Genomic DNA, 24,724 nt, shown 5'->3' on the forward strand with positions numbered 1-24,724 from the left:
GGACCCCTCGGTGGTCTGCCACAAGGGGAAGTGACACGTTTTCACCACCACCGCCGACACATCCGGCGGCTGGATTTTGGTGCGGACGAGCTTCGACGACTGGTCGCAGGTGTTCTACTTCGCGCCGCAGAAGACCTGGTTCCTCGTCTACCAGACCTGCGTGCCGTCGCACTCGACCACGAAGAACATCGACGTCCCGACCTCCTGGGCGGCCTGAAGAACCTCCAGATGTGCTGCCTCTTCTCCTCCAAGGACAACGGTCACCTGTACCGGGCGCTACTGGCTGAGCCTGTTGACGCGGAGGAACAGCAGCTGCTGACCGGGTCCACCGGGGCGCTCACAGAGGAGGGGTGACGCAGTCGGCGCGTGCAGGCGTCGGCCGGGATCTGGCCGACGCGGCGAACCTGTCCGCGGCGTCGGCCGTCAGGCTACAGGACCAGATTGCGGTCGTGGCGCGGGGCCCTGGCGGGGTCGGCGAAGAGCCTCGCCACCGCGGCGTTCGCCGCGGGCACGTTCCACGCGTGGTCCGAGGTCGTACACGGTGATGCCCGGCTCCGCCGCGAGCAGCAGGAACGTCTCGCGCGCGGCGGGGGAGAGGTTCATGGTCATGGGTGGTTGTCACCCGTAACTCGCCAGTTGTCGGCGGGTCAGCGACAACCCCGAAGACCGACGCGACATCCTCCCGGTCCCGGCCTGCCACCGACGCGGCGACCGCCCGAAGGGGCAGAACCTCCTGCGTCGACGACAGATACCGTGAGCGGTCCCGGATCAGTAGCCGTAGATCATCTTGTAGGCGAGCTCGGGGAGGAACTGTCCGGCCGAGGAGCCGGTTCCGGCGCCGCAGTTGCCGTCGGACTCTCCCGGGACCTTGATCCACAGGAGCATCTCGGCGCCTCCGCCCAGCTGGGTGGGGGTTCCGGTACGGCGGCCAGAGGGGTTGCACCACTGGCCGTTGGAGCCGTTGCCGTTGCGGCTGGTGTCCACGACGAACGGCTTGGTGTAGCCGTACCGGGCGCCCAGTTCACTCTTGACGGCGTTGCCGTACGCGGTGTTCTCCGCCGTGGTCAGGTAGTTGGAGACGTTGAGCGAGAAGCCGTGGGCCTTTTGGAGGCCGGCTTCGTGGAGGCGCCGGGCCATGGTCGCCGCGCTCGCCCAGGCCGGGTTGCCGGCGTCAAGATAGACCCAGGTGTTGGGAGCCTGGCGGTTGAACTCGGCGAGCGCGCCGGTGAGCATGCCCTCGCGTTCGTCTATCTGGGCCTGGGTCATGCAGCCGTAGTCGCCGAGGGAGTCCGGTTCGAGGACAACGACGGCCGGGCGGTTGCCGATCCCGCCCGCGAACTGGGCGATCCAGTTCGTGTAGGCGGACGGCGAGGAGGCTCCGCCCGCGGAGTGCCCGCCGCAGTAGTCGCGGTTGTAGATGTTGTAGGCGACGAGGACGGGCAGCTTGTCCCGGGCGTCCGCGGCGCCCACGTACGCGCCGGTGGCGGTGCCGATGGTGCCGCTCCAGGAGCCGAACCAGCGGGCCGTCGGGGTGTTGGCGATGGAGGCGTTGATCGCGGGCGCCCGGCCATCTCCGGGGTTGTCGGCGACCCACCGCTTCGCGCTGGAGTCGGGGTCCACGTAGAACCCGTTGGTCATGGTCGTCGGGTCGGCCGCGTGGGCGGACGGTGCGGTGGCGAGCGCCAGGGGCAGCGAGGAGAGCGCTGCCACCAGGGCGAGCAGTCTGCGGCGCATGACGGAACCTCGGTTTTCTGACAGGGATGCGACGGGTGGTCGGTGGTGAGCGTGGGGAGCGCTCCCATCGGATGCGCTCCCCATTGCACGGTCGGTCAGCAGGTCGTACGAACGGGTTGCTCGCGGCTGTTGCGCACCGGAGCGGTACGCAGCAGCCGCGAGGCCGGATCAGCCGTTCACGGTGATGTTGGAGTTGCCGCTGCTCCGGTACCCCTCGGTGGCCAGCATCATGTAGTAGCTGAAGCTGCCCAGACGCATACCGACGCGCGACCACGCGTCGAAGTGGTTTCCGGTGGTGATGGCACCGCCGGTGCGCTTCGACTGCCGCACGCTCCAGTACTGGTTGAAGGTCTTGGTGCCCTCGACGGACGGCGCGTTGTACCGCGTCGTCTGGTAGATGTCATAGGTGCCGCCGTCGCTGGTCACCGTTCCCTTGTAGGTGCCGGTGGGCCGATAGGTGCCCCAGTTGTCGACGATGTAGTACTCGACGAGCGGGTTCGACGTCCAGCCGTAGAGGGTCAGATAGCCGTTGCCGGACGGACTGAAGCTGCCCGAGTACTGGACGGTCCTGCGGCTGCCGTTGCTCCAGCCCTTTCCGCAGACGAAGTTGCCGCAATTCGTCCAGGACGTACGGTAGTTGCCGCCGGAACCCAGGGTCATGGAGACGGAGCCGCCGCCGTCGGTCCAGAACGAGTAGTAGAACCCGTTGTTGGTGCCGGTCTGGTTCGTCGTGATGGTCGTGTCCGCATGTGCGGAAGCGGGAAGCAGCAGGCCGGACGTGGCGCCGAGCGCCAATGCGCCGACGCCGCCGATGACGCCTCTGCGGCTGATCCGGGTGTGGGTATCGTCCTCGTGCACGCATCCTCCTCGTGAAAGTGATGGCCGGGCACAGCAGAGCCCAGGGCCATCTGTTGTCGGGGGATCGGTGCGGCACATGCTGGCCTTGAGGTTCGGGCGAGTCAATAGTTTCGATGCGAGGGGCGAAAGACTTTTGTCGTCTTGAGGAAGTGAGAAGGGCTTCTTGGCCTTGGACGATGCCTGCGGAGCTGCGATGTTCGCGCCATCTCCTGTTGGCTGAAAGTGACGTGGGTTGTTCACGTGAAGGTGCGGGAACGGAAAGTTTTCGGTCCGTCGCATCGACTCCGCCGCGAAGCGCGCGTGTAGGCGGCGCCAGTTCCGGCAGGCGTACTGATCTGATGAGTCGCTGAGTTGCTGCACCAGCCGCACCAGCTGCATCACGGACGTGCCGGGTCGTGCAGATACAGCTGTAGGACCTCGACCCCGGGCAGCGCGCCGGTGTTGGGCCCGGCGCGGGCGAGCTCGAACCTGACATCGGTGTCGGCGGGGTGGATGCTGACCTCGGCTGCGCGCCCGGCAGGGAGAGGGACACGGCGTCGCAGCCCTCGCTGCTTGTGCCGCCCCCGAAAAGTCCTGTGCGTCGCCGAGCGCGGCAACTCGCAGATCGGCCCCGCGGGCCAGGGCGGCGGCCGCGGCGAAACTCTCGGTTCCGGTGGCGTCCGCCTCGGTGAGGCCGGAGGCCGGAGACCGTGACAGCCTCAGCCTCGCTGCGAGGGAACTCCGCCGTCAACGCCATGCACAGCGTGGGCAGTTCGATGCCGAGGCCGTGCAGGGCGTACGGCAGCCGACGTGCACCGGGGAACGGATTGCGGCCGAGGGCGGCCGTCGGTGTCTCGGCGTCGGGGCCGATCAATCGCGGCGTCCCCGTAGACCAGGACATGGATCTCCTCGTGGCTGCCTGTCGCGGAGGAGCCGTCGCCGCACCCGGACAGGAGAGCAGCAGGGCCAGGGCCGCATCGCCCGCTGCGAGCGTTCTCGGCAACCGTGCGCGTGGGGTCCTCACCTCGCTCTCGAAATTGTTTCGGCATCATCGCCGGATTTTCACGAGTCGGGACGCTTAGGTATCGCTCGGTGGGCGGTCAAGCCCGATTCGCCGAGTTTCGAGATCCGCTACGGCGTGATGGTTCTGACCGTGCCTTATGCTCCAAGGCATGCGTGATGACGAGGAGTTCGGCCGCATCACCCTGGCTGATGTGGCCCAGAAGGCAGGCGTCTCCATTTCGACAGTTTCGAAAGTGCTCAACGGGCGGCAGGACGTGGCAGCCCCGACCCGAGTCAAGGTGGAGCGACTCCTGGAGACGCACTCCTACCGGCGCACGACGCGGGCCGCCCGCGAGGCGCCGCTCATCGAGCTGGTCTTCCACGAGCTGGACAGCATCTGGGCGATGGAGCTGATCCGCGGCGTGGAGAACGTCGCCAAGGCGCACGGGGCCAGCGTCGTGCTGACCGAGAGCGGCACCCGGCACGCGCCCGCCCCCGACTGGATCGAAGGTGTCATGCAGCGCAGGCCGCGCGGCGTGGTGCTCGTCTTCTCGGCGCTGCCGGCCGAGGTCAAGCAGCGGCTGCGGTCGCGCTCCATCCCGTTCGTCATCGTCGACCCGGCCGGCGACCCCGACCCGGATGTACCCTCGGTCGGTTCGGCGAACTGGAACGGGGGGCGGGTCGCCACCCGGCACCTGGTGGACCTCGGCCATCGCCGCATCGGGATCATCACAGGGCCCGACGACATGCTCTGCTCCCACGCCCGCCTCGACGGCTACCGCTCCGCGCTCAGCATGGCGGGCATCGAAGCCGACGCCAATCTCGTCCGCTACGGCGACTTCCACGTCAAGGGCGGCTTCGAGCACGCTCTCGAACTCCTCGACCTGCCTGACCCGCCCACGGCCATCTTCGCGGGCAGTGACCTGCAGGCGCTCGGTGTCCTGGAGGCGGCCCGGGTGCGTGATCTGCGGGTGCCGCAGGACCTCTCCGTTGTCGGCTACGACGACGTGCCGGTGGCACGCTGGTCGAGCCCGGCCCTGACGACGGTGCACCAGCCGCTGCGGGAGATGGCCGAGGAAGCGGTGCAGATCATCATGCGGTTGCGCGACCAGGAACCGGTGACCACGCGCCTCGAACTGGCGACGAGCCTCGTCGTCCGCAAGAGCACGGCGCCACCTGCTTCTTGAGGCTCGCCGACTTGCGACACGGACCGTACGTCGGGTTCTGGAAGGGGAATGTGAGGATCCGCGGCCACCTGAGCAATGCTCAAGACCTGTGGATCGAGCTTGGGAAGGATGGCTCGCGGAACACGGAGGGCGTACCTTCCCGAGTGATCGACTTCTGGTCATCGAGTAGGCCCGCGTTGCAGCGCGGGTCGGGAAGGTACGCCCATGTTGAGCGTAGTCAACGAGGACGGCACCACCCAGAGCGGTTCCCTGATGGACGGCATCGTCCGTGAGGGCGCCCGGCGGATGCTCGCCGCGGCACTGGAAGTTGAAGTCAGCCAATATATAGCTGAGTTGGTGGGCGAGCGGGACGAGGCCGGCTGCCGGATGGTGGTCCGTAACGGCCACCACCGCGAGCGGACGGTGACCACCGCCGCCGGGCCGATTGTGGTGAAGGCGCCGCGAGTAAACGACAAGCGGGTCGATGGCGACACGGGCGAGCGCAAGCGGTTCTCTTCGAAGATCCTCGCCCCCTGGTGCCGGAAGTCCCCGAAGATCAGCGAGATCCTGCCCCTGTTCTACCTGCACGGTCTGTCCTCCGGCGACTTCGTGCCCGCGATGGAGCAGTTCCTCGGATCGGCCGCTGGGCTCTCGCCGGCCACAGTGACCCGGCTGACCAAGCAGTGGAGCGACGACCACGCCGCCTTCCAGGACCGGGACCTGTCCGGATCCGACTACGTGTGCGTGTGGGCCGACGGCGTCCACCCCAAGGTCCGCCTCGGCCAGGCCACCTCCTGCGTCCTGGTCCTCATGGGAGGGCGCACCGACGGCAGTAAGGAGCTGATCGCGCTCGCCGAGGGCCTGCGCGAGTCGACCGAGTCCTGGGCCGACCTCCTACGGGACTGCCGCCGGCGCGGCATGCGCAATCCCGAGCTCGTCGTCGGCGACGGTGCCATGGGCCTGTGGCGGGCCCTGGCCGAAGTGTTTCCGCAGGCCAGACATCAAAGGTGCTGGGTTCACAAATCCCGGAACGTGGTCAACGCCCTGCCGAAATCGGCCCAGCCCGGCGCGAAGAAGGCGCTGCAGGAGATCTACAACGCCGAGGACCGCGATCACGCCGAGACGGCGGTGAAGGACTTCGGGCGCGCCTACCGCGCGAAGTGGCCCAAGGCCGTCAAGAAGATCACCGACGACGTCGATGAACTCTTGGCGTTCTACGACTTCCCGGCCGAGCACTGGGTCCACCTGCGCACGACGCATCCGATCGAACCGACCTTCAGCACGGTAAAGCTGCGCTCGACGGCGACGAGCACATGCTCATCCCCCAGAGCATCATCATCAACGCCGACACGGCAACCTGCCACGTGCTGGTCCACGCGAGCCACTTCTACCGGAACGCGAACGGAAGCCCCTTCGAAGCCCTGAGCGGCACCTACGATCTGGGGTTCGCCAAGACCGCGGACGGATGGAAGATCAGCCGCTCGATCCAGGGAATACGCTGGACCGAGGGCAACTGGTAGTTCCACACCGACATCAAGGAATCCCTGCAGAACAAGTCGTGAGTCGGGCTGGAGATGCAGGCAGTGGCTGCCGCCTGGTGATGTGCCCTCGCGCGGATTGATGGCCGAGCCAGAGGCAGAGGCCATGAAGCGCAGGGCTGTTTCAGAGTCCGGGTGATGCTGCGAAGTCGCAGGTCACAGGGGCGTGACGACTGCCGATCGACCCATCTCGCACACATCGAAGCTCCGGTTGGAGCGGGTGATCTCTCAAGTCGCCCTGCCGAACCGGAGCTTCGATGTGCCGTCAGTCCGCCGAGGTTTGCCTGATCAAGTCGCCCTCGCGTCAGCACCGCGCACTGCCGGGACTGCCGCGGCGACTGGTCACGCCGGCCGATCCGCGGCACCGGCGCGGGAAGCGTCAGCGCGCTGCTGATCGCATACTCGGCCGTGCTGAGCGGAGCGCGTTCGTTGGCCGCGGTCGGCCAGTGGGTCAGGGATACCCCGCAGGAGGCCCCTCGATCAACGACACCATCCGCGCCTCCTACCGAAACCGCCACAGTAGAAGGACACCTATCCCACCCACACCCCCAGTCAGTGTTCTCCCAGCTCAACGCTTCCCTAAGAAGCCGTTGTCTTTCCGGTCGTGATCGCCGAGTTTCCGCTGATCAGGAATGGTTTTGGTGTCGCCGAGGGAGGGTTCGGACGTTCAGTTCGTTCTCGACGATAGGGAGGTGGCCGGTGGTGTCGGTGATCGGCTTGCTGGAGGAACGGGAGTCCGTTGCCCGGGCGGCCGTGGAGGAGCTCCAGGCAGAAGCGGACCGGATCCTGGCCGAACTCGGTGTGGCCGAGGCGGTGCTGGAGCGCCGGGTGATCGCTCGGATGGAGCTGGCCGAGGCCCTGGCCGCTGGTGACGATGCGGCAATCCGCCCCGCTTGGCCGCACCACCGACCAGGCTCCTGGGCTGCATGGATGACATTTTCGGCAGGCACAGGCACAGGCACAGGCACAGGCACAGGCACCGCTCCGCACGCAGGTTGAGGAAACCTCAGTGGTTGTTGGCGTGAGGGAGCGCGCGGAAGTGCTCGGCGCCGATCACGAGTGCGTGACGGTGGTCGAAGCGACGCCGATCCCCTTCGTGCCCGCGTCGTGCTCGGCTACCTGCGAGCCGGGCGCGAGCTGGATTCGGTCGAGCTCGCGGCTCAGGGCCGACTCGGACTCCCCCCCGGTGTGCTCAGCTTTGCTCAGCGAGGAGCGGTACCGCACGGAGGCTCGGTTCCCAGGAGCGCGAGCAGCCCGGGGAATTTCTTCTCGATGTCCGCGCGTCGTAGTCGGATGCCCTTGCGGTTGCCGTAGTCGATCTCGTCAATGAGACCTGCCTCGCGCAGGACCCGGAAGTGGTGGGTCTGGGTCTGCTTCGAGATCGGAAGATCGAACGAGTTGCAGCCCCGCTCGCTGTCGCTGCGGTCGGCGGCCAACTTCGTCATCACCGAACGGCGGTGCTCGTCGGCGAGGGCGCGAAACACCGCACCCAGATCGAGCGCATCGGCCTCCGGGCCGGCCAGGTTCTTCCCGGTCACGCGGCACCCCCTTCAGGTACGACTTGAATCGTACCTGAAGGGTGTGCTCCACTGAGGTACGAAATATTTCGTACCTTGCTTTCGGCCTCGCTGCCACGTGCCGCAGCTCCCTGAGCCCGGGCCCGGCACTCGCCGCGGACCTGGTCATCGACACTCCGAGAGGTCATCGTCATGAAGAAGCCCGAGGTGCTGATAGTCGGTGCCGGAATCGCAGGGCCCGCACTCGCGTACTGGCTCTCCCGGAATGGCTACCGGCCGACGGTCATCGAACATGCCCGGCAGCTGCGCTCCGGTGGTAGCGCGATCGTCGTGAAGGGGCCCGCGATCCCGGTCGCCCAGCGCATGGGCATCCTCCCGCAGCTCCGAGGGCTCGCCACCCGCAATCGGTCACTGACCCTGCTCGACCCCGGCGGCAGGCGAATCCTGCAACTCCCGCTCGCCTCGGACGAGGCGCCGACGGTCGAGGTGACCCGAGCCGACCTGTCCGAGGTGCTCCACCGGTCGGCGCAGACCGAGGCCGAGTTCTTGTTCGACGACACGGTCACCGCTCTCGACCAGGACGGAGGTGGGGTCGACGTCACCTTCCGGCGGTCCGCGCCACGGCGCTTCGACTTGGTGGTCGGTGCCGACGGAATGCACTCCACCGTACGGCGCCTGGTATTCGGACCCGAGCGGCAGTTCGCGAGCGACCTGGGCCTGTACGGCGCGACCGTGCCGCTGGAACCCGACGCCATCGAGGACCCGAGCGAGATGACGATGCTGACCGTGCCGAACCGGATGCTGGTCGTCCACCCCTCGCGGACCACTCCGCTCGCGATCTTCACCTTCCGGGCCGCGCAGCCGGCGCCCCACGACCGCAAGAACATCGACCTTCACAAGCACATCGTGGCCGACGCCTACGCCGACGTGCGGTGGCGGGCACCGGAACTCGTGGCGGCGTTCCTCGACCACCCGGCTCCGTTCTTCGACCCCCTGACCACCGTCCGGGTGCCCTCGTGGTCCCGCGGACGGGTCGTACTGCTCGGGGACGCGGCGGCGGCGACAGCCCTGCTGGGCGACGGGTCCAGCATGGCGATGGCGGGCGCGTACGCCCTCGCAGAAGAACTCGCAGCCCATCCCGGTGATCACGCCCGCGCCTTCGCCGCCTACGAGTCGCGGCTCCGCCGTGAGGTAGGCCGGCGGCAGCGGCGCGTCGGTCTGCTCTCCAGGCTCATGGTGCCCCGCACCCGGCCGGGCCTCGCGGTGCGCAACGCGGTGGGCCGCGCGGTCGGTCGCACGAACCGGATCACCTCTCGCGAAGCCGCAAACCGGTAGACCGGGTCCGCACCGACCGGTCACCGGTCGGTGCGCAGCTCCGCGGCAGCTCTCAGCCGGGCGTCACGACAAGGGTGCTGCCGGTGACTAGGCTCCCGCGATGCAGAGGTGAAGTGCCGTGCGGGCAAGGCGTATCAAGCTGCGGCAACGTCGGCACAACAGCACCCACGCCAGGATCCGTTGCCGTGAAGACCATCCCCGCCCTTCGTCACGCCTCAAACCTGAGGTTGGAAAGAGCTCAGTGTCTGTCGTGCCGGGTTACCTGGAGGGCAACGGCGTCTCCAGGCACCCGACTTCAGGCTCTAGAAGAACCCAAGCTTCTGAGGGCTGTATGAACAAAGAACGTTCTTCGTCTGCTGGTGGTACAGCGGCTGTACCCATGCTGACCTGGTAGGGCGGTAGTTGGCGCAGTCTCCGGACGGGGCTGGTCCGGAACTGGACCGGATCTTGGTCTGGCGGCGCCGGTTCGGGTCATGTTGCGGTTGCAGTGTGACCAGGCCGAGAGTGTCGACCAGTAGGTGGCGCTTGATCCCTAGGACCTTCTTGCCGTCGTCGTATCCGTCGCGGCCGCTTCCCCACTTTCTCGTGCAACCCTCGGACGCCTTTGCGAGTCTCCTGTTTGCCGAACAGTCGGCCACGCCTGGAAAAGAACCAGGACAAAAACCAACGAACCAACACCTCATCGAAGCGGGATGTCCGCCGGACGCCTCTGTCCCCTGCAGGAGCTCAACGCATGGCCAAGCACATACGCCCTACCACTCCGCCTCCGACGCACATCCGTGTCGCCACAGCGAGCGCCTCGTCGGCGCCTCTGGCCGGCGGGCTCCTGGCCGCGTCGGCGGGCAGGGCCGACGCGGCCGACTCCGTCACGCACGACAAGACGGATTTCAACGGGGAGGGCCGCGGCGACGTCGCGTTCTTCGTGGGCAACGCCACAGCGTCCGGGCAGAAGAACGCCGGGGACTTCGTCACCCTGCACCAACCGGCGAACGGCATCACGTCGGCCAAACGCACCACCATCAGCCAGAACGCCACCAGCGCGCCCGGCTCCTCCGCGGCGGGTAACGGCTTTGGCCGGGTCGGCGCCTGCGGCGACTTCCACCACGACGGCCTCGACGACCTGGCGATCGGCGCCGAGCACGAGAAGGTCGGTACCGACCTCGACGGCGGCACCGTCGAGATCCTTCAGGGCTCGGCCTGCGGCCTGCCCGGTGGCGCCACCATCGCCGGCTCCTCTCACGACCGCTGGGGCGCCGTCCTCACCGCGAGCGACATCAACGACGACGGCTACCCGATGTTCGGGGCGAATGCCGCCAACTGATCTGCAGCCATGAGTAGTTCATTCGTCCGGATGGCGGGCGATCCCGTCACACCGAACTGCCGGACAGGCTCACCTCGGCGACCACTCATTGGTCGATCAGCGCAGCAACACCCCGACTCGTCATCGTCAACAAGCAACCATGCGAAAGGCCCGTCCATGAAGCGTAGGCTCACGTTGATCACCGCGCTGGTCGCCACAGCTCTGTCGCCCACAACGGCGCACGCGGCGGTCGAGAAGGCCAAGCAGCCGCTCAGTTGCGAGTCGCGGATGTTCACCTCAAAACCGGGCCCTCACTTCAGCGACCCCGAGGACGCCGACGCCCAGATGAACATCATGGGCCCGATCATCGAATCGATCAACAGCGCCAGTTGCGGGCAGACCATACGCGTCGCCATGTACTCGATCGGCAGCACGCAGCCGGGCCCGGACTTCGCCAACGCCCTGATCGCGGCACACCAACGTGGCGTCATCGTCAAGGCGCTGATGGACTATCACAGCGACAACGCGATCTGGCAGTCGATGGTCACCGAGTTGGGCAACGACCCGCGAGCCTCCAGCTTCGCCGCGCTGTGCCCGGGCGGCTGCCTGACCCACTACTCCGGTTCCGCCCTGCACGCGAAGTACTACATGCTCAGCGGCGGGAGCGATGCGAACAGGACTGTGACCGTCAGCAGTGCCAACCCCACCTCCGCCCAGGTCAAAACCGCGTGGAACAGTGGCGTCACCGTCAAGGGCAACGTCGACCTGTACAACTCCTACGTCCGCTACTTCACAGCCATGGCCAAGGGGGCGCTCAACGGCCCGGGCCCATTGGTGCCCGACTACTACAACTCCACCAGCGGTCAGGCCGCCAGGACACTGTCCCCACCCTCCTACCAGTGGCCCAAGGCGCGCTCCAGAAGCGACACCTGGGTCGACTTCCTGAACAACATCAAGGCGCCGGCCACGATCAACATCGCCATGTTCCAGTGGACCTCTCACGGGCAGCCGGGCGACCGGAACTATCTGGAGCTGCCGAAGAAGCTGGTGAGCCTGGCAAAAACCGGCGTGAAGATACACGTACTCTTCACCGCCGGCCAGGTTGATGGCAGCGTGCAGAATTACCTGAAGGACCGGCCGAACATCAGCGTGCACGACACCACCCGCGGCACCGACGCGAACGGCAACGCTCTGCACTACACGCACGACAAATACATGATGGTCAGCGGCGGTTACGCGGGTGCGTCCAACTCCAGACTTGTGTTCGTCGGCTCCTCGAACTGGACGAGCAACGGCGTCTGGCACAACGACGAGTCGAACCTGAAGCTGGTCGGCCAGTCCAGCTACAACACGTTCATGACGGACTGGCAGAACCAGTTCAACCGCTGCTGTGGGACCGTGGCGCGGCAGTTGAGCGCCGAGGAGCGCGCCGAGAATACGGCACGCGAGATTCCGATCGATCCGAGGCAGATCCAAGAGTAGGCATTCTCTGGCACCGCTAGCCGGTTACTGACCCACCACGGAGGGCACCGCAACGCGGTGCCCCAGCTGGTGCGTGGCCTGTCTGGGGGCGGGCGCAGAATCGTGGCGAACAGTTCCGGAAGGTTGCTGACCGGACGCGGACAGCGGCTGCGCCCTGTGGGGTGCCTGAACGGGTAACACCTCCTTCAGGCAACCCACGTGAGGCTCTAGAAGAACCCAAGTTTCTGAGCGCTGTATGAACAAAGAATGTTCTTTGTCTGCTGGTGGTACAGGTGGTACAGCCTTCTGACCAGCAAGGATGTCGGTCCGACGGGTTCAATGTGGGGAGTTGGCCCGCGTATGGTCCGGATCTTGGTGGTAGTGGGGCGTGTTGTGCCGCGATGGTTTGGTTGGTAGTAGGGGGACAGACGGCGAGCGAGATGACGCGTGATACCTCGGCGCGCATGGCCGTCTTGGACGGGCCGCAGAGGTGTTGGGGGCCGCTGACCCGGCGAATCCTGGGGATGATTACTGGGCGGGTGGCTGCGATGCGGTGGTCCTGGACGCAGGAGATCGTCGCGATGGCCTGCTAGAGGTCTTTCTTGCCGGGCGATGCTCAGGCGTCGGTGATTGGTTGTCAGGTGGGGGCGGGTGTTCGGGATCTCTGGAGCGCTTCGTGGCCTCCCGCAGTCGGGGCGCAGTCTGGAAGGCTGGCGGCGATGGCCCACTGTTGATCGTGGACCGGACCACTCTGGGCGACGGCGCGATCCGGTCCCACATGGCACAGGTAGGCGGAGCGTCTTCTGGCGTCTACGTGGTCCAGACCGGGACCGTTGCCCTGGTCGGGGCCTTGTGGTGCGGGTGCGTCGACGCTGTTGGTGACACACGCGAGAACCGCTGCCCGGCCGAGCTGATGTCCTGCTCTTGCGGCTCGCAGCCGCACGAGTCGGCCCGCCTCAGTCGGTGGCGGTCCACTGGGGTGCGGGTGTGGGGCCGGGGCGGGTGGTGATCGGCTCGCCTTCGGCCCAGTCGCGGTACTTCACCTGGAAAGACTCGTCGCCGGTCGCCGTGTCGGCCGCCGAAGGCACTTGGGTCTTCAGGCTCTTGGGCAAGTCGCGCGCGGTGACGACCAGGGTGAAGCGGACGGTGCTGCCGGGGCGGTCGGTCGCGTAGGGGCGGTAGAGGGCGCCGACGGCCGGGTCGGCGGCCAGGGCGCGCAGCGGGGTGCTGCCGGTGAGGGTGCGGGTGCCGCCGTCCTGTTCGGTGCGCACGCCGGTGGCGCCGTCGAGGAGCGCCTCGATGTGGGCGGGCTGGGCCAGCCAGCGGGTCTCCAGGGCGGCGTGGAGGTCGACGTCGTCCTTGGCTGCCGCGGTCGCGTCGGGCTCGGTGCGGTATTCGCCGTCCGGGCCGGACCCGGGTCCGGCCACCGCCTCGTGGGGCGTGATGGCGGCGCGGTTGCCGATCAGCACCACCTCCGGCGGATACCAGGGGTGGCCCTCGCCCCCGTCGTAGGCGACATGGGTCGCTGCCTTCGCGGTGCCGGCGTCGACCAGGTCGAGGCGGGCCTGGCCGTGGAACGAGTCGGGGGCACCGAGCTCGCGGGCTTGGACGTCGACACCGACCCGCCGCTGGCCCAGCATCGCGGAGCGGACGGGCTCGGCCCGGGAACCGGCCGGTGCGGCGGTGGATGGCTCGGACCCGCCGTTCTCGCCGGGCCACCACAGGTGGGCGGCGAGGCCTCCCACGGCGCCGACCACCAGGCCGACGGCGACCGCCACCGCCATCGGGCGGCGGCGCGGCCGGGCGGACCGCTGCGGGGACTCTTCCTTGGACATGGCCCAGCCCCCTTTGGCACCGCCCCGGCACGAGAAGCGCCGTTCTGTACACGGTAGGGCCGCCGGGGCGCAGACCACGGCGCTTCGCCGGATTCTTTGCGGGCCGGGTGAACGGACGCGCCGCGGCGGCTCAGCGTTCCCCCGCTCCGTCTGTCGGGCTGTCAGATCCGCAAAGTCGCTCGGCCGTCTCGCGGGAGTCGCGCAGGGCCAGGCGGAGCTGTTCGGTGTCGCCCCAGCTGGTACAGCCATACAACACCCCCAGCCTGCTCACCCCTCACGACTAGATTCACTGGCAGAGAACCGAAACGGCTGGGTTCGCTGCCAACCGCCTCGATTGGATGACTGAGCGACTGGCTTCGCCATCGAAGGGCAGATCCGCCCACGGCAGACGAGAAAGAACCCCAAAGGGCTGGAGACCCCTGTTGCGTCCTGGGAAGTGGTGTGGGGGATCAACTGGCGGACGTGTTCGCGGTGTTGGGTAGCGCCGGGACGCTTTCGGGATGCTCGCGGTAGATCTCGGCCATGCTGCCTTCGGGGAGGTAGCGGCGGGGGAAAGCGATCCATTCGTCGTGCATCTCGAAGAGCACGGCGGTGACCAGCCGGACCAGCGTGTCGTCGTTGGGAAAGACCTGGACGACGTCGATCCTGCGCTTGATCTCCCGGTTCACCCGCTCCAGCGGGTTCGTCGACTGGATCTTCTTCCAGTGCCTGGGCGGGAAGTCCGCGAACGCGGTCAGATCCTCCTTCTCCTCCAACAGCATTGCTTTGACCTTGGGAAACTGCTGCCCGAGCATGTCTGCGACGGTGTCCAGTTGGGTGCGCACGAGGCCGGCGGTGGGCTGGGTGAAGATCGTGCGGATCGTCGCTGCGACCATCTCCCCAGAGTCCCGGTCGATCACGCCGAAGACGTTCCGCAGGAAATGGCCGCGCTCCAATAGCTGCGGGCCTCGCCGCTGTTGACTCTCAGGCCTTTCGCTTCGCGGGCGCCACTGAGTCCCGCACGACGATGTGGGTGCCGAGCACCACGTGCTGGCTGTCAGGGGCGAAGCTGCGCTGCTGCAGCGCGAGGCGCGCGGCCGTGCGGCCCAGCTCCTCGAGCGGCAGATGCACGGTGGTCAGTGAGGGGTAGAGGTCACGGGCGATCGGGGAATCGTCGTACCCCATGAGTGATACGTCGTCGGGAACCCGGAGGCCAGCTTCCCGCAGGGCGAGCAGGGCGCCTGCCGCCGACCAGTCGTTGGATGCGAAGACGGCGGTGAACTCCGGGCCCGACGTGAGGAGTTCACGGACCAGGGCGTATCCGGCGTCTCGGCTCATCGGTCCGCGGACCATGAGAGCGGGATCGGGTGTGAGGCCGTAGACGGCCAGTGCCCGCTCGTACCCCTTGATCCGCTGCTCGTTGGTGGAGAGGCCCACGATCCCGGCGAGCATGGCGATGCGGCGGTGCCCCTGGGCCAGGAGATGGCTGATGGCGGCATAGGCGCCGCCTTCGTTGTCGTACTCGACGGTGATCGCCGGCACGTCCGGGCCCAGGGACGGGCGAGCACAGAGCACGAGCTGGGAGCCCGCTTCACTGAGACCGCGGGCATAGCGGCGCATCCGCTCACGGTAGGCCTCGCTCTCCACGACGCCACCGACCAGGATCACCGCCTCGGTGTGCTGCTCCCGCATCAGCTTGACGACCTCGAGCTCGCGCTCCGCGTCCCCGCCCGTCGCACAGACCAGACAGATCCGGTTCGCCGTCCTGGCCTCCGCCTCGACCCCGGCCGCGATGTGGGAGAAGAACGCGCTGGTCACGTCGTGTACGACGATGGCCACGGACTTGGCCGTCGCGCCCGACAGGGCACGCGCATGGGCGTTGACGACGTAGTCGAGGTCCCGCGCGGCGCGCCGTACCTTGGCCCGGCTTTCGTTGGAGACCGATCCCTCGGAGGACAGTGCACGTGACGCGGTCCCCACGGACACGCCGGCACGTTCCGCGACATCCCGAATGGTCGGCCGTTTCGCCACTCAAGCCCCCTGAAACTCCGGTTGGATACGGTTACAGCCGAGCTTACTCGGAACCGATCCGCACACGTCGACAGGCGCTATTCGGCACTCGCGCGCTCCGCGGCCAGCTCTTCGGCGATCTTCGCGCCGCCCTTGTTCTTCCACTCCTTGACCACCGAGTCCCAGTCGGAGAGGCTCTTGCGGCCGGAGACCACCGAGTTCACCGAGTCTTCGACCAGCTTCCTGAGGCCGGATTCCTTGGTGGAGGCGGTGTTGGAGCGCAGGCCGAGACCGGGGTTGGTCACGCCGATCGGTACGAGCGTCCGCTGGTAGGCATGGACTCGCTCAATGGCGCCGGACTGGCCGGGTGCGTACAGGACCTGGGGCGGGCCACAGATGTAGCGCAGCGGCAGTGAGGTGTCGTTCTCGCCGTCCTCGGCGAGCTTTGTCCTGACCGGTCCGCCGTCGTCGCCCCGGGTGAAGTGGGTGCCTTCCACGCCGTACTTGATCAACTCGTACTCCTTGGTGCCGAACGGCGAGGCGAGCAGGTTGAGCACGCGGAGCAGGAGCTTGATGCGGTCCGGGGAGGTCTTCTTCAGCACGGTGTAGCCGAAGTAGCCGGGGCCGAACCAATGGGCCGGCTCCACGTTGATGGCCGGCCGGTAGGGGCGGTCGAAGCCGACGGTGAAGCGGTCCTTGACCTTGGCGAGGGTGGGGACGAGGTTCATGACGCCGGACGAGTAGGCGGCTGTGGTGCCGTTCTCGAACAGGGTCTGCATCTCGACCGGCGTCGAGGTCAGGGCGTCCGGGTAGTACAGGCCGGCCTTGCGCCACTTGGCCAGCTGCTCGAGCGCGGCCCTGTACTCCTCGGAGGCGATCGCGGGCAGGAACGTGTCGCCGTCGAGTCGCCATTCGTTGGGCGCACCGTGGTTGGGCATATGGGTGTTCATCCCGAAGCCACCCAGGTTGGCCGCGCCGAGGGCCCACTTCCGACTGCCGGTGAGGGACTTGAGACATTTGCTGAAGTCCGCGACCTCGAGTCCGCCGATCCGGTCGCTCCAGATGCCTGCCTGCTCGAACTTCTCCCGGTTGCACATCAGGCCCTGGCTGAACCGTGATCCCTCGACCGGGACGCCGTAGAGCTTGCCGTGGAAGCGGCCGACGCCGGTCCACGCGTAGCGCGCGATGTTGGCGAGGTTGGGATAGTCCTCGATCGCGTCGCCGGACAGGTGCTCGGTGAGGTCGGCGCATTCGGAGAGGACGAACTGGCCCTCGTTGGGCAGCTTGAACCCACCACCGATGTTGATGATGTCGGGCATGTCGCCGCCGGCCATCAAGGTGGCCATCTTCGCCGAGTAGTCCGCCTCCGGCACGACGGTGATCTGGAGATCGATGCCGAGGATGTCATTGACGGCCGCCCACATCCTGTTCTGGTCGGCGGACTTGGGCGGCGGCCCATAGGTGAGGATGAGGGCCGTCACCTTGGAGCCGTCCCCCGGCTTCTCCGCAACGGCCTTCTTCAAGTCCTGCGGGTAGGTGAGATATCCGGCCTGCACGCCTTCCTTGGTCGGCGCGAGGTCCGGCTTCGGCCCGGGAAAGGGTATGTGGGTGGGCCAGGGCGCGAGCTTCGCACCGGCGTTTCCGACGTTGCCGCCCGAGCTGCCGCTGGAGGAGCAGCCGGTCAGGGTGGCTCCTGTAGTGGCGAGTACGGTGCCGACGCCGATCATTTGAAGCAGGGATCTGCGCGAGAGGTCTGAGTTCACAGGGGAGGTTCCTAACTCGTGAAGAGGTGCGTGGAGAAGCCGTGATGAGGCCGGTGAGGAGGGCCACCAAGAAGGGCGAACAGCGCTAGCTCTTGATGGCGCCGGTCAGTACGCCCTTGGTGAAGTACCGCTGGATGAAGGGGTAGAGGCACAGGATCGGGACGGTGGCGATGACGACAACGGCCATCCGCATGGTCTGCGGGGCGTGCAGCACCTCGGCGTCGACGCTGGAGCCGGAATCAAGGCTCGCGCCCTGGTTGACGTACTGGCGCATCACCGTCTGCAGCGGCCACATGCTCTGGTCGTCCAGGTAGAGCACGGCGCGGAAGAAGTCGTTCCAGTACGTGACGGCGTAGAACAGGCCGACCACGGCGATCACGGCCTTGGACAGCGGCAGCACGATGGTGAACAGGATGCGCAGTTCACCGGCGCCGTCCAGGCGGGCCGACTCGTACAGCTCTTCCGGGATGCCCTGGAAGAAGCCGCGTACGACCACGAGGTTGAAGGCGCTGATGAGGACGGGCAGGACCAGGGACCAGTAGGTGTTGCGCAGTTGGAGGCTGTCGACCACCAGGAAGCTGGGGATCATGCCGGGGGGGGGGAAGAGGAACGTGAACAGGACCATGAGCATCACCGGCTTGCCGCCCACCACGCCCGGCCTGGCCAGCGCATAGGCGAGGAGCACGGTGGAGACCAGGCTGGCGAGGGTTCCGAAGACGGTCACGCCGGCCGACGCCCCTCTCCAGCGTGTGCGGCCGTCTTCGCGGCGGCCGTCTTGGACCCAGGCTCCGTTCTTGAGGTGCACATGGGCGAGGTGGTCACCGAGTTCCTCGAGGCCTTTGCGGTAGCGCGTCCAGCCTTCGAAGACCATGTTGCCCTGATCGTGGATGACGCCCACGTCAGCGGGGTCGAGGCCGGCGAGGAACGCCGACGCGGCGGCGGGGCTGGATGCGAGATAGCCGTGGTGGATCTCCAACAGGGCCCGTACCCGGTGGTGCGACGCGAGTTGGGCCACCTCGCGAAATTCGGTACGGCACCGGGCCCACTGGTCTTGATACCTCTGCGTGGGGTCGTAGCCTCGCTGCACGATCCGCACCTGGCCGACATCGAGTAGGCGGGCGGCGCGCATGAGCGAGTCGACGTGCCCGAAGTCCCCGCAGCCGACATAGCTGCCGAGGGCCGGGATCTCGAGATCGTTCCGCCGGGTGATCTCCGCGATCTGCGGTACCAGTTCGGACAGACCGGTCAGCGGCCAGGTCGCGCGGTTGTGCTGCCGCACGTCGGCGTCGTCCGGGGCAGGGGGCTGGTCGCCGACGCGCCTTTCCACCCCGTCTTACCCGGCGGCGGCGATCTCCTCGGCCGCCTGTGCGGGGGGCCACTCGGGCGTGCTGGCAGTGAACACGGCGAACTTCACAGTGGCTTCCTCACCTGGGAGCTTCCGGACGGTCAGCTGCTCAACGAGAGCCTGAACCGGTTCCATCACAACGGCAAGGTGAAGCATGAACAGAATCTAACTACCTATCCAGACAACGGGTCAGCGAAGTGGAACCGTTTCAGGTAGAAGCATTGACGTTCGTGATGCACGCCGATCACACTGTCGCCCCGATGGCTTCATCCCACTCCGCCGCGGTGCATGCGCACCGCCCCTCCCTGGAGGAGAACGATGCCCGGACCGCAAAGACGCAGCCTGTCGGCACTCGTCGCCGCGATCCTGTTGATCCCGCTGCGCACCATCGGTGACCCTCCGCCGCGAGCAGCCCCGACAAGCGGAAGCCGAAACCCGTATCGGCTGCCCCGGCCACCTTCCAGCACCCGGGCGTCCTGATGAGCCGGGGCCAGCTGGACTTCGTCCGAACCAAGGTCAACGCGGGAGCTCAGCCGCGGAAGAGCGCGTACGACTCGATGATGGCGAGCAGTTACGCCTCGCCCTCATGGACCCCCAAGCCGGTACCGGTCGTTGAGTGCGGTCCGTACTCCAACCCCAACATCGGCTGTACCGACGAGTGGAAGGACGCGCTGGCCGCGTACACGCGTGCGCTGGCCTGGGACGTCACGAAGGACACCCGGCATGCGCAGAAGGCGATCCAGATCCTGGACGCCTGGTCCGCGGTGCTCACCGCCCACACCAACTCCAACTCCAGGCTCCAGGCCGGCTGGAGCGGCGCCTCCTTCGCCCGCGCGGCCGAGATCATCCACCACACCGTCGCCGGCTGGTCCTCCACCGGCATCAACCGCTTCTCCACCATGCTGCGCACCGCGTTTCAGCCGAAAGTCGCCGAGGCGGCACTGACCGGTGCGGGCAACTGGGAACTGGGAACTGAGCATGACCGACGCCCAGATCGGCATCGCGGTCTTCCTCGAGGACCGCACCGCCTTCGACCAGGCCGTGGCCCGCTTCCGCGATCACGTGCCCGCGTACATCTATCTCAGCAGCGACGGCGCCCTGCCCAGGACGCGCGCAGGCGCCGGCTACGACACGAAAGAGGAGATCGTCGCAGCCTGGAACGGCCAGTCGACCTTCACCAACGGCCTCGCCCAGGAAACCTGCCGGGACCTGGAGCACACCGGCTACGGCATCTCGGCCCTGGCCCACACCGCGGAGACCGCCTGGCACCAGGACGTCGACCTCTACGGCGAGATCAAGGACCGGCTGCGCCATGTGCTCGGCTTCCACGCCCAGTATCTGGTCGGCGGCGTTCCCGTGCCGTCCTCGCTGTGCGGCGGCAGCTTCAAGTACGCGCAGCTCGGAGTGACGGAAGTCGCCTACAACCATCTGCACAACCGGCTCGGCATGGACCTGCCCAACTCGAGGGCCTACACGGAACAGCAACGCCCCTCCGGCGCCAGCCTCTTCTACGGCTGGGAGACCCTCACCCACGCCGGCAATCCCCACTGAGAAAGGACTCGCCGATGATCCCGCGCCGGCGCCCGCACACCCTGCTCGCCATGGGCGAGACTGTGCACTCCGCCGTACTGGACGACGTCGCGCTCACCCGGCTCACCACCATCGCGAACGTCGAACCCGACTTGATCGTCACCGACTTCGTAGACCCACGGCACGCCGAGGCCCTGACCAGGGCCGAGGTGTTGTTCACCTGCTGGGAATGTCCTCCCATCGACGCCGCTGCTCTGCGGCGCATGCCGGAACTGCGCGCGATCGTGCACGCGGCCGCTTCGGTCAAAGGGCACGTCACCGAGGCCTGTTGGGAGCGCGGGATCCTCGTGTCGAGCGCGGCTGCGGCCAATGCGCTGCCGGTGGCCGAGTACACCGTGGCCGCGATTCTCTTCTCCGGCAAGCGGGTGCTGCGCAGCGCGCAGGAGTACCGGGCGGTGCGCAGACAGCCGGACTTGCAGCGCCTCTTCCGGAGGGCCGGGAACTATCGCACGACGGTGGGGGTGGTGGGCGTCTCACGGATCGGTAGGCGCGTCATCGCATTGCTGCGGCCGTACGACTTTCATGTCCTGCTGTACGACCCCCATCTGACGGCTGCTGAGGCCAAAGGGCTTGGGGTGAAGCAGGTAGATCTGGAGGAGTTGGCCTGCCGCAGCGATGGCGTGACCATCCATGCGCCCGCGCTCCCCGAGGCCCACCACATGTTCGACGCGAAGGTGCTCTCGCTCCTCAAGCACGGGGCGACGCTCATCAACACCGCACGCGGCTCCTTGGTGGACCATGCGGCCCTGGCCCGTGAGCTCGTCACAGGCCGTATCGACGCCGTGCTCGATGTGACCGAGCCCGGCATCCTGCCGGCGGACTCACCCCTCTTCGATCTCCCCACTGTCCTGCTCACCCCGCACATCGCGGGCTCGCAAGGCAGGGAACTCGCCCGGATGGCACACGCCGCCATCGGCGAGCTCGAACGGTACGCAGTCGGCCTGCCGTTCGCGGAGCCCGTGGAATCCGGAAACCTGACCCGTTCGGCCTGACACTTTCAAGGAAGTCATCCGTGGTCATCCCTCAGCCGTCGCGGCTCACCCCGCTAAGCGGCAACTTCGCCCTCGGCCCGCACACTTCCCTGTCGGCCGACGCCGTCCTGGCCCGGGCCGCAGCCACGCTGCGTACCCGCCTCACCTCCGCGACCGGCTTCCGTCTGCCCGGCGAAGAGCCGGGCACGATCCACTTCGCCGAGCAGCCCGCCCTGGCCCCGGAGACGTACAAGCTCAGCATCGCGGAAGACCGGATCCTCATCGAAGCAAGTGACCACGCGGGAGCGTTCTACGCTGCCCAGACTCTCCTGCAGCTGCTGCCGGCCGACGTGTTCCGGGCAGCCGGCACAGGTACCGACCCGTGGACGGTTCCCTGTCTGCGGATCGAGGACCGGCCGCGATTCGGCTGGCGCGGCTGCATGATCGATGTCGCTCGGCACTTCCTGCCGAAGCGTGAGCTACTGCGCTATATCGACCTCTTGGCACTGCACAAGATCAACGTGCTGCATCTGCACCTGACGGACGACCAGGGCTGGCGTATCGAGATCAAGCGATACCCGAAGCTCACCCAGGTCGGGGCCTGGCGGCGCGAAAGCACCGTCGGGGCATGGCAGGGAGAGCCCGACGGCCGGCCGCACGGCGGCTTCTACACCCAGGACGACATACGCGAGATCGTGGCGTACGCGGCTGAGCGCGCCGTCACGGTCGTCCCCGAGGTCGATATCCCCGGGCACACCCAGGCGGCGATCGCGGCGTATCCGGAACTCGGGAATCTCGATGCCCGGTTGGAGGTGGCCACTCTGTGGGGCCCGTCCCTGCACGTTCTGAACGTCGAGGACGCCACCCTCGAATTCTTCCGCAACGTATTCGACGAAGTTCTTGACCTCTTCCCCGGCACATACATCTGCGTCGGTGGCGACGAATGCCACAAGGACCAGTGGCGGGAGAGCCCCCGCGTCCAGCGGCGCATGCATGATCTTGGCCTGCGGGACGAGGACGAACTGCAGAGCTGGTTCATCCGGCAGTTCGACGACTACCTCACGGAAAACGGCAGGGTCCTCTACGGCTGGGACGAGATCCTGCAGGGCGGCCTCGCCCCCGGCGCCACCATCGCGTCCTGGCGCGGACTGGCCGGGGCTGTCGCCGCCGCCCGCGCCGGTCACGACGTCGTCACCTGCCCGGCCAGCCACCTCTACCTGGACTTCCGGCAGTCCCCGGATCCCGATGAACCGGTTCCTGTGGGCTGCGTAATCACCCTGGAGGACGTCTACGGTTTTGATCCGGTACCCGCGGAGCTGACCCCGGACCAGGCATCACACGTGCTCGGCAGCCAGGCCAACCTGTGGACAGAACCGGCTGATTCACCCCGCGCCCTCGACTATCTGGCCTTCCCACGCCTGACCGCATTCGCCGAGGCGATGTGGACCACCGCGGAACGGTCGTACCCCGATTTCCTTCGCCGACTGGCCTCCCATCTCGACCGTCTGGACGCGCTCGGCGTCGAGTACCGGCCGCTGACCGGACCCCACCCGTGGCAAACCCGCCCGGACGCCAAGGGCAGTCCGTGCACCCTCACGGAACTGCTCGCCCCCCCCATGGACTGGCATGACCGCGCTCGACCTTGGCATCTGGGCCTGGCTGACACACAACCAGCAGTTCACCGGCCCTGTCCCGCGCCACCTTGCTGACACCTTCCGTGCGTCGTGCTCGCTCATCGAGGCGGACAGCATCCGGGGACAGACGGGGGACAGAACCGCAATGACAGCCGGGGAAAGAAGCAGATGGCAGAACACCCTTCATTTATGGCATGGCGCCCTCGTCTGGCCGGGCTGTCCACGGAGGTGGCTGCACCCGCTCTGCTGGGCACCTCCTGATTGCACAATGCCGACCGCCGCCCTGCGGCATATCAATAGGACAAACCCATGAACCCGCTAAAACAGCTGCGGCTCAAGAGGAGCCTGAGGCCCGAGGAATACGCGCAGGGGATTGCGCGCGTCCACGCCGAGCTCAACCCGGGCCGAGGTCGGATGGCCGCCGGTCGGGCGAAGGTGTACCGCTGGGAGAGAGGCGAGGCCGCGCCGGAATTGGCGGCGCAGCGGGCGATTGCCCGTCTCGAGGGCGTCAACCCCCGCTATCTGGAGCAGTACGGCTGGCCGGACTGGCTCCATCTGGCTGCGGAAGGTGTGCCGGCGTCGGATGCCGCGTGGGCGGACCGGGGTGCGCTGCCCGATTTGATCCGCACAACGCTGATATCGCGGCAGCCTCGCCGCCGTCCCAGTGTCACCGGTCAGGCTCTGCACGATGTGCTGGGCGCCGTGGACAAGTCACTGCGGGAGCAGCCGACCGCGTCCCGTCAGCATGAGGTGGATGACATCGATCACTATCGCATCAAGGGGATCGAAGAGCGCACCAGGAGTGGTAGGAGGCCGAGCCTGGTGCTGACGCCGACCGTCCAGCTAAAGGAGGCTCAGGGCGATTACACCGTCAGCCTGGAACTCCTAGCCCGCTCGTACGATTTTTGGATACCTGTTCCTGATAGAACCCCTAGCAGTCGGATGGCATTGTGAACGCGAGTGGGAATGACAGCAGCCGCATATTCAAGAGGCTCTTCGCGGCCCTTCTGAGCGATTCAAGTGATAGCACGGCACTCGCCGAGCTGGCTTCGGCGGCTCGGTGGCCATTGCCCGAAACTGTTCAGGTGGTCGCCGTCACTGGAAAGTTCCACGGACTCCCGAAACTTCCTCCCGGCATCATCATCGGGGTGCAGCTCGACACCACATGCCTCCTACTGCCCAACCCGGAACTATTGCCTGGAGCCCTGTCAGCATTAGCCGGCCGCAACGTCGCAGTTGGTCCAGTGGTCATGCGTCGCGATGCCGGGCGGTCGCTCGTGTGGGCCTGCCGGCTTCTGGAACTGACCGCCGGTGGGAGTCCCGGAGTCGTCCATGTAAGCGATAACCTGACCGAACTCCTTGTTCAACAGGACGACTTCCTTATCCGCGCCATGGCGGCTCGATGGCTCAGGCCGCTAGCCGGGCTCTCTCCCACACAGCGCCGCTGGATGGCGAAAACGCTATTAGCCCTCTTTGGAAGCGTCAATTCCTCGACAGCCGCAAGGTCGCTCAACATCCACGTCCAAACCCTCCACTACCGCAAGCGGCGGATCGAGGATTTGTTTGGACCAGTATTGGATAAACCGCGTGCTCGACTCGAAATCATGCTGGCACTCAAAGGCCGTGAACTACTCGAACAACGCGATCATGGAGCCGATTCTGGATTGTAGAGCAGCAGGCTACCGGGTAAACATGGCAGGCAAAGCG

21 protein-coding genes and 3 pseudogenes are annotated in these 24,724 nt (G+C 67.0%); 13 read left to right on the forward strand and 11 right to left on the reverse strand.

The genetic code is table 11. From position 1 onward, the window contains the following. The first annotated feature begins 79 nt into the window (after positions 1–79). Positions 80–217, forward strand: a complete 138-nt coding sequence (locus tag ACZ5CR_RS36170; protein WP_468865588.1) for a hypothetical protein — start codon at positions 80–82, stop codon at positions 215–217. A gap of 206 nt (positions 218–423) precedes the next feature. Here the strand turns inward: ACZ5CR_RS36170 and ACZ5CR_RS36175 are convergent, their stop codons facing one another. From ACZ5CR_RS36175 to ACZ5CR_RS36185, 3 genes are all read right to left on the reverse strand, one after another. Continuing rightward, positions 424–609: a hypothetical protein gene (locus tag ACZ5CR_RS36175; protein WP_468865591.1), complete on the reverse strand. Its 186-nt coding sequence runs from the start codon at positions 607–609 to the stop codon at positions 424–426. A gap of 159 nt (positions 610–768) precedes the next feature. After that, positions 769–1,734, reverse strand: a complete 966-nt coding sequence (locus ACZ5CR_RS36180; RefSeq protein ID WP_468865594.1) for a glycoside hydrolase family 6 protein — start codon at positions 1,732–1,734, stop codon at positions 769–771. Between the two features lie 168 nt (positions 1,735–1,902). Beyond that, positions 1,903–2,592: a glycoside hydrolase family 11 protein gene (locus ACZ5CR_RS36185; RefSeq protein ID WP_468865596.1), complete on the reverse strand. Its 690-nt coding sequence runs from the start codon at positions 2,590–2,592 to the stop codon at positions 1,903–1,905. A gap of 1,139 nt (positions 2,593–3,731) precedes the next feature. Here ACZ5CR_RS36185 and ACZ5CR_RS36190 point away from each other — a divergent pair. The 4 genes and pseudogenes from ACZ5CR_RS36190 to ACZ5CR_RS36205 all read left to right on the forward strand — a co-directional run bounded on the left by ACZ5CR_RS36190 (position 3,732) and on the right by ACZ5CR_RS36205 (position 7,276). Beyond that, entirely contained in the window at positions 3,732–4,760 is a 1,029-nt protein-coding gene (locus ACZ5CR_RS36190) for a LacI family DNA-binding transcriptional regulator (RefSeq protein WP_468865598.1), read from the forward strand. 204 nt (positions 4,761–4,964) lie between these two features. Beyond that, positions 4,965–6,074 (forward strand): annotated as a pseudogene (locus tag ACZ5CR_RS36195) (IS256 family transposase); the annotation flags it as partial. Continuing rightward, positions 6,053–6,259 (forward strand): nuclear transport factor 2 family protein, encoded by a 207-nt coding sequence (locus ACZ5CR_RS36200; RefSeq protein WP_468865600.1) that lies wholly within the window; start codon positions 6,053–6,055, stop codon positions 6,257–6,259. The pseudogene ACZ5CR_RS36195 and the gene ACZ5CR_RS36200, both read left to right, overlap by 22 nt. 717 nt (positions 6,260–6,976) lie before the next feature. Further along, entirely contained in the window at positions 6,977–7,276 is a 300-nt protein-coding gene (locus ACZ5CR_RS36205; RefSeq protein ID WP_468865602.1) for a hypothetical protein, read from the forward strand. Positions 7,277–7,330: 54 nt separating this feature from the next. On the opposite strand, the gene ACZ5CR_RS36210 is transcribed toward ACZ5CR_RS36205, so the two are convergent. Both ACZ5CR_RS36210 and ACZ5CR_RS36215 read right to left on the reverse strand, forming a co-directional pair. Further along, the gene (locus ACZ5CR_RS36210; protein ID WP_468865604.1) at positions 7,331–7,501 is read right to left on the reverse strand and encodes a hypothetical protein; all 171 of its coding nucleotides are present in this window, start codon (positions 7,499–7,501) and stop codon (positions 7,331–7,333) included. Further along, positions 7,480–7,815, reverse strand: coding sequence for an ArsR/SmtB family transcription factor (locus ACZ5CR_RS36215; RefSeq protein WP_468865607.1), 336 nt, complete (start codon positions 7,813–7,815; stop codon positions 7,480–7,482). The genes ACZ5CR_RS36210 and ACZ5CR_RS36215 overlap by 22 nt, the downstream gene beginning before the upstream one ends. 171 nt (positions 7,816–7,986) lie before the next feature. On the opposite strand from ACZ5CR_RS36215, the gene ACZ5CR_RS36220 reads away from it, so the two are divergent. The 3 genes from ACZ5CR_RS36220 to ACZ5CR_RS36230 all read left to right on the forward strand — a co-directional run bounded on the left by ACZ5CR_RS36220 (position 7,987) and on the right by ACZ5CR_RS36230 (position 11,911). Next, complete coding sequence (locus ACZ5CR_RS36220) at positions 7,987–9,129, forward strand: FAD-dependent monooxygenase (RefSeq protein ID WP_468865610.1); 1,143 nt, start codon at positions 7,987–7,989, stop codon at positions 9,127–9,129. 733 nt (positions 9,130–9,862) lie between these two features. Beyond that, on the forward strand, positions 9,863–10,450 hold the full coding sequence (locus ACZ5CR_RS36225) for a hypothetical protein (RefSeq protein WP_468865613.1): 588 nt from the start codon (positions 9,863–9,865) through the stop codon (positions 10,448–10,450). 174 nt (positions 10,451–10,624) lie between these two features. Beyond that, positions 10,625–11,911 (forward strand): phospholipase D-like domain-containing protein, encoded by a 1,287-nt coding sequence (locus ACZ5CR_RS36230; RefSeq protein WP_468865615.1) that lies wholly within the window; start codon positions 10,625–10,627, stop codon positions 11,909–11,911. A 935-nt stretch (positions 11,912–12,846) separates the two neighbouring features. Here ACZ5CR_RS36230 and ACZ5CR_RS36235 read toward each other — a convergent pair. The 6 genes and pseudogenes from ACZ5CR_RS36235 to ACZ5CR_RS36260 all read right to left on the reverse strand — a co-directional run bounded on the left by ACZ5CR_RS36235 (position 12,847) and on the right by ACZ5CR_RS36260 (position 18,978). Beyond that, a complete protein-coding gene (locus tag ACZ5CR_RS36235; protein ID WP_468865617.1) occupies positions 12,847–13,725 on the reverse strand; it encodes a hypothetical protein in 879 nt (292 codons plus the stop codon). A 449-nt stretch (positions 13,726–14,174) separates the two neighbouring features. Beyond that, positions 14,175–14,654: pseudogene (locus ACZ5CR_RS36240) on the reverse strand (transposase); the annotation flags it as partial. Between the two features lie 34 nt (positions 14,655–14,688). After that, positions 14,689–15,735: a LacI family DNA-binding transcriptional regulator gene (locus tag ACZ5CR_RS36245; RefSeq protein WP_468865620.1), complete on the reverse strand. Its 1,047-nt coding sequence runs from the start codon at positions 15,733–15,735 to the stop codon at positions 14,689–14,691. 77 nt (positions 15,736–15,812) lie between these two features. Then, positions 15,813–17,477: an extracellular solute-binding protein gene (locus ACZ5CR_RS36250; RefSeq protein ID WP_468865622.1), complete on the reverse strand. Its 1,665-nt coding sequence runs from the start codon at positions 17,475–17,477 to the stop codon at positions 15,813–15,815. Positions 17,478–17,562: 85 nt separating this feature from the next. Next, positions 17,563–18,804, reverse strand: coding sequence for a TIM barrel protein (locus tag ACZ5CR_RS36255; RefSeq protein ID WP_468865623.1), 1,242 nt, complete (start codon positions 18,802–18,804; stop codon positions 17,563–17,565). A gap of 6 nt (positions 18,805–18,810) precedes the next feature. After that, positions 18,811–18,978: a hypothetical protein gene (locus ACZ5CR_RS36260; protein ID WP_468865625.1), complete on the reverse strand. Its 168-nt coding sequence runs from the start codon at positions 18,976–18,978 to the stop codon at positions 18,811–18,813. 245 nt (positions 18,979–19,223) lie between these two features. Here ACZ5CR_RS36260 and ACZ5CR_RS36265 point away from each other — a divergent pair. From ACZ5CR_RS36265 to ACZ5CR_RS36285, 5 genes and pseudogenes are all read left to right on the forward strand, one after another. Continuing rightward, positions 19,224–20,373, forward strand: a pseudogene (locus ACZ5CR_RS36265) (alginate lyase family protein); the annotation flags it as partial. 14 nt (positions 20,374–20,387) lie between these two features. After that, the gene (locus ACZ5CR_RS36270; protein ID WP_468865628.1) at positions 20,388–21,404 is read left to right on the forward strand and encodes a hydroxyacid dehydrogenase; all 1,017 of its coding nucleotides are present in this window, start codon (positions 20,388–20,390) and stop codon (positions 21,402–21,404) included. A 20-nt stretch (positions 21,405–21,424) separates the two neighbouring features. Then, complete coding sequence (locus ACZ5CR_RS36275; protein ID WP_468865630.1) at positions 21,425–23,092, forward strand: beta-N-acetylhexosaminidase; 1,668 nt, start codon at positions 21,425–21,427, stop codon at positions 23,090–23,092. Between the two features lie 234 nt (positions 23,093–23,326). Next, entirely contained in the window at positions 23,327–23,971 is a 645-nt protein-coding gene (locus ACZ5CR_RS36280; protein ID WP_468865631.1) for a hypothetical protein, read from the forward strand. Between the two features lie 131 nt (positions 23,972–24,102). After that, complete coding sequence (locus ACZ5CR_RS36285) at positions 24,103–24,687, forward strand: helix-turn-helix domain-containing protein (RefSeq protein WP_468865634.1); 585 nt, start codon at positions 24,103–24,105, stop codon at positions 24,685–24,687. The last annotated feature ends 37 nt before the right edge of the window (positions 24,688–24,724 follow it).

The sequence above is a fragment of the Streptomyces sp. NPDC031274 genome (assembly GCF_055570235.1).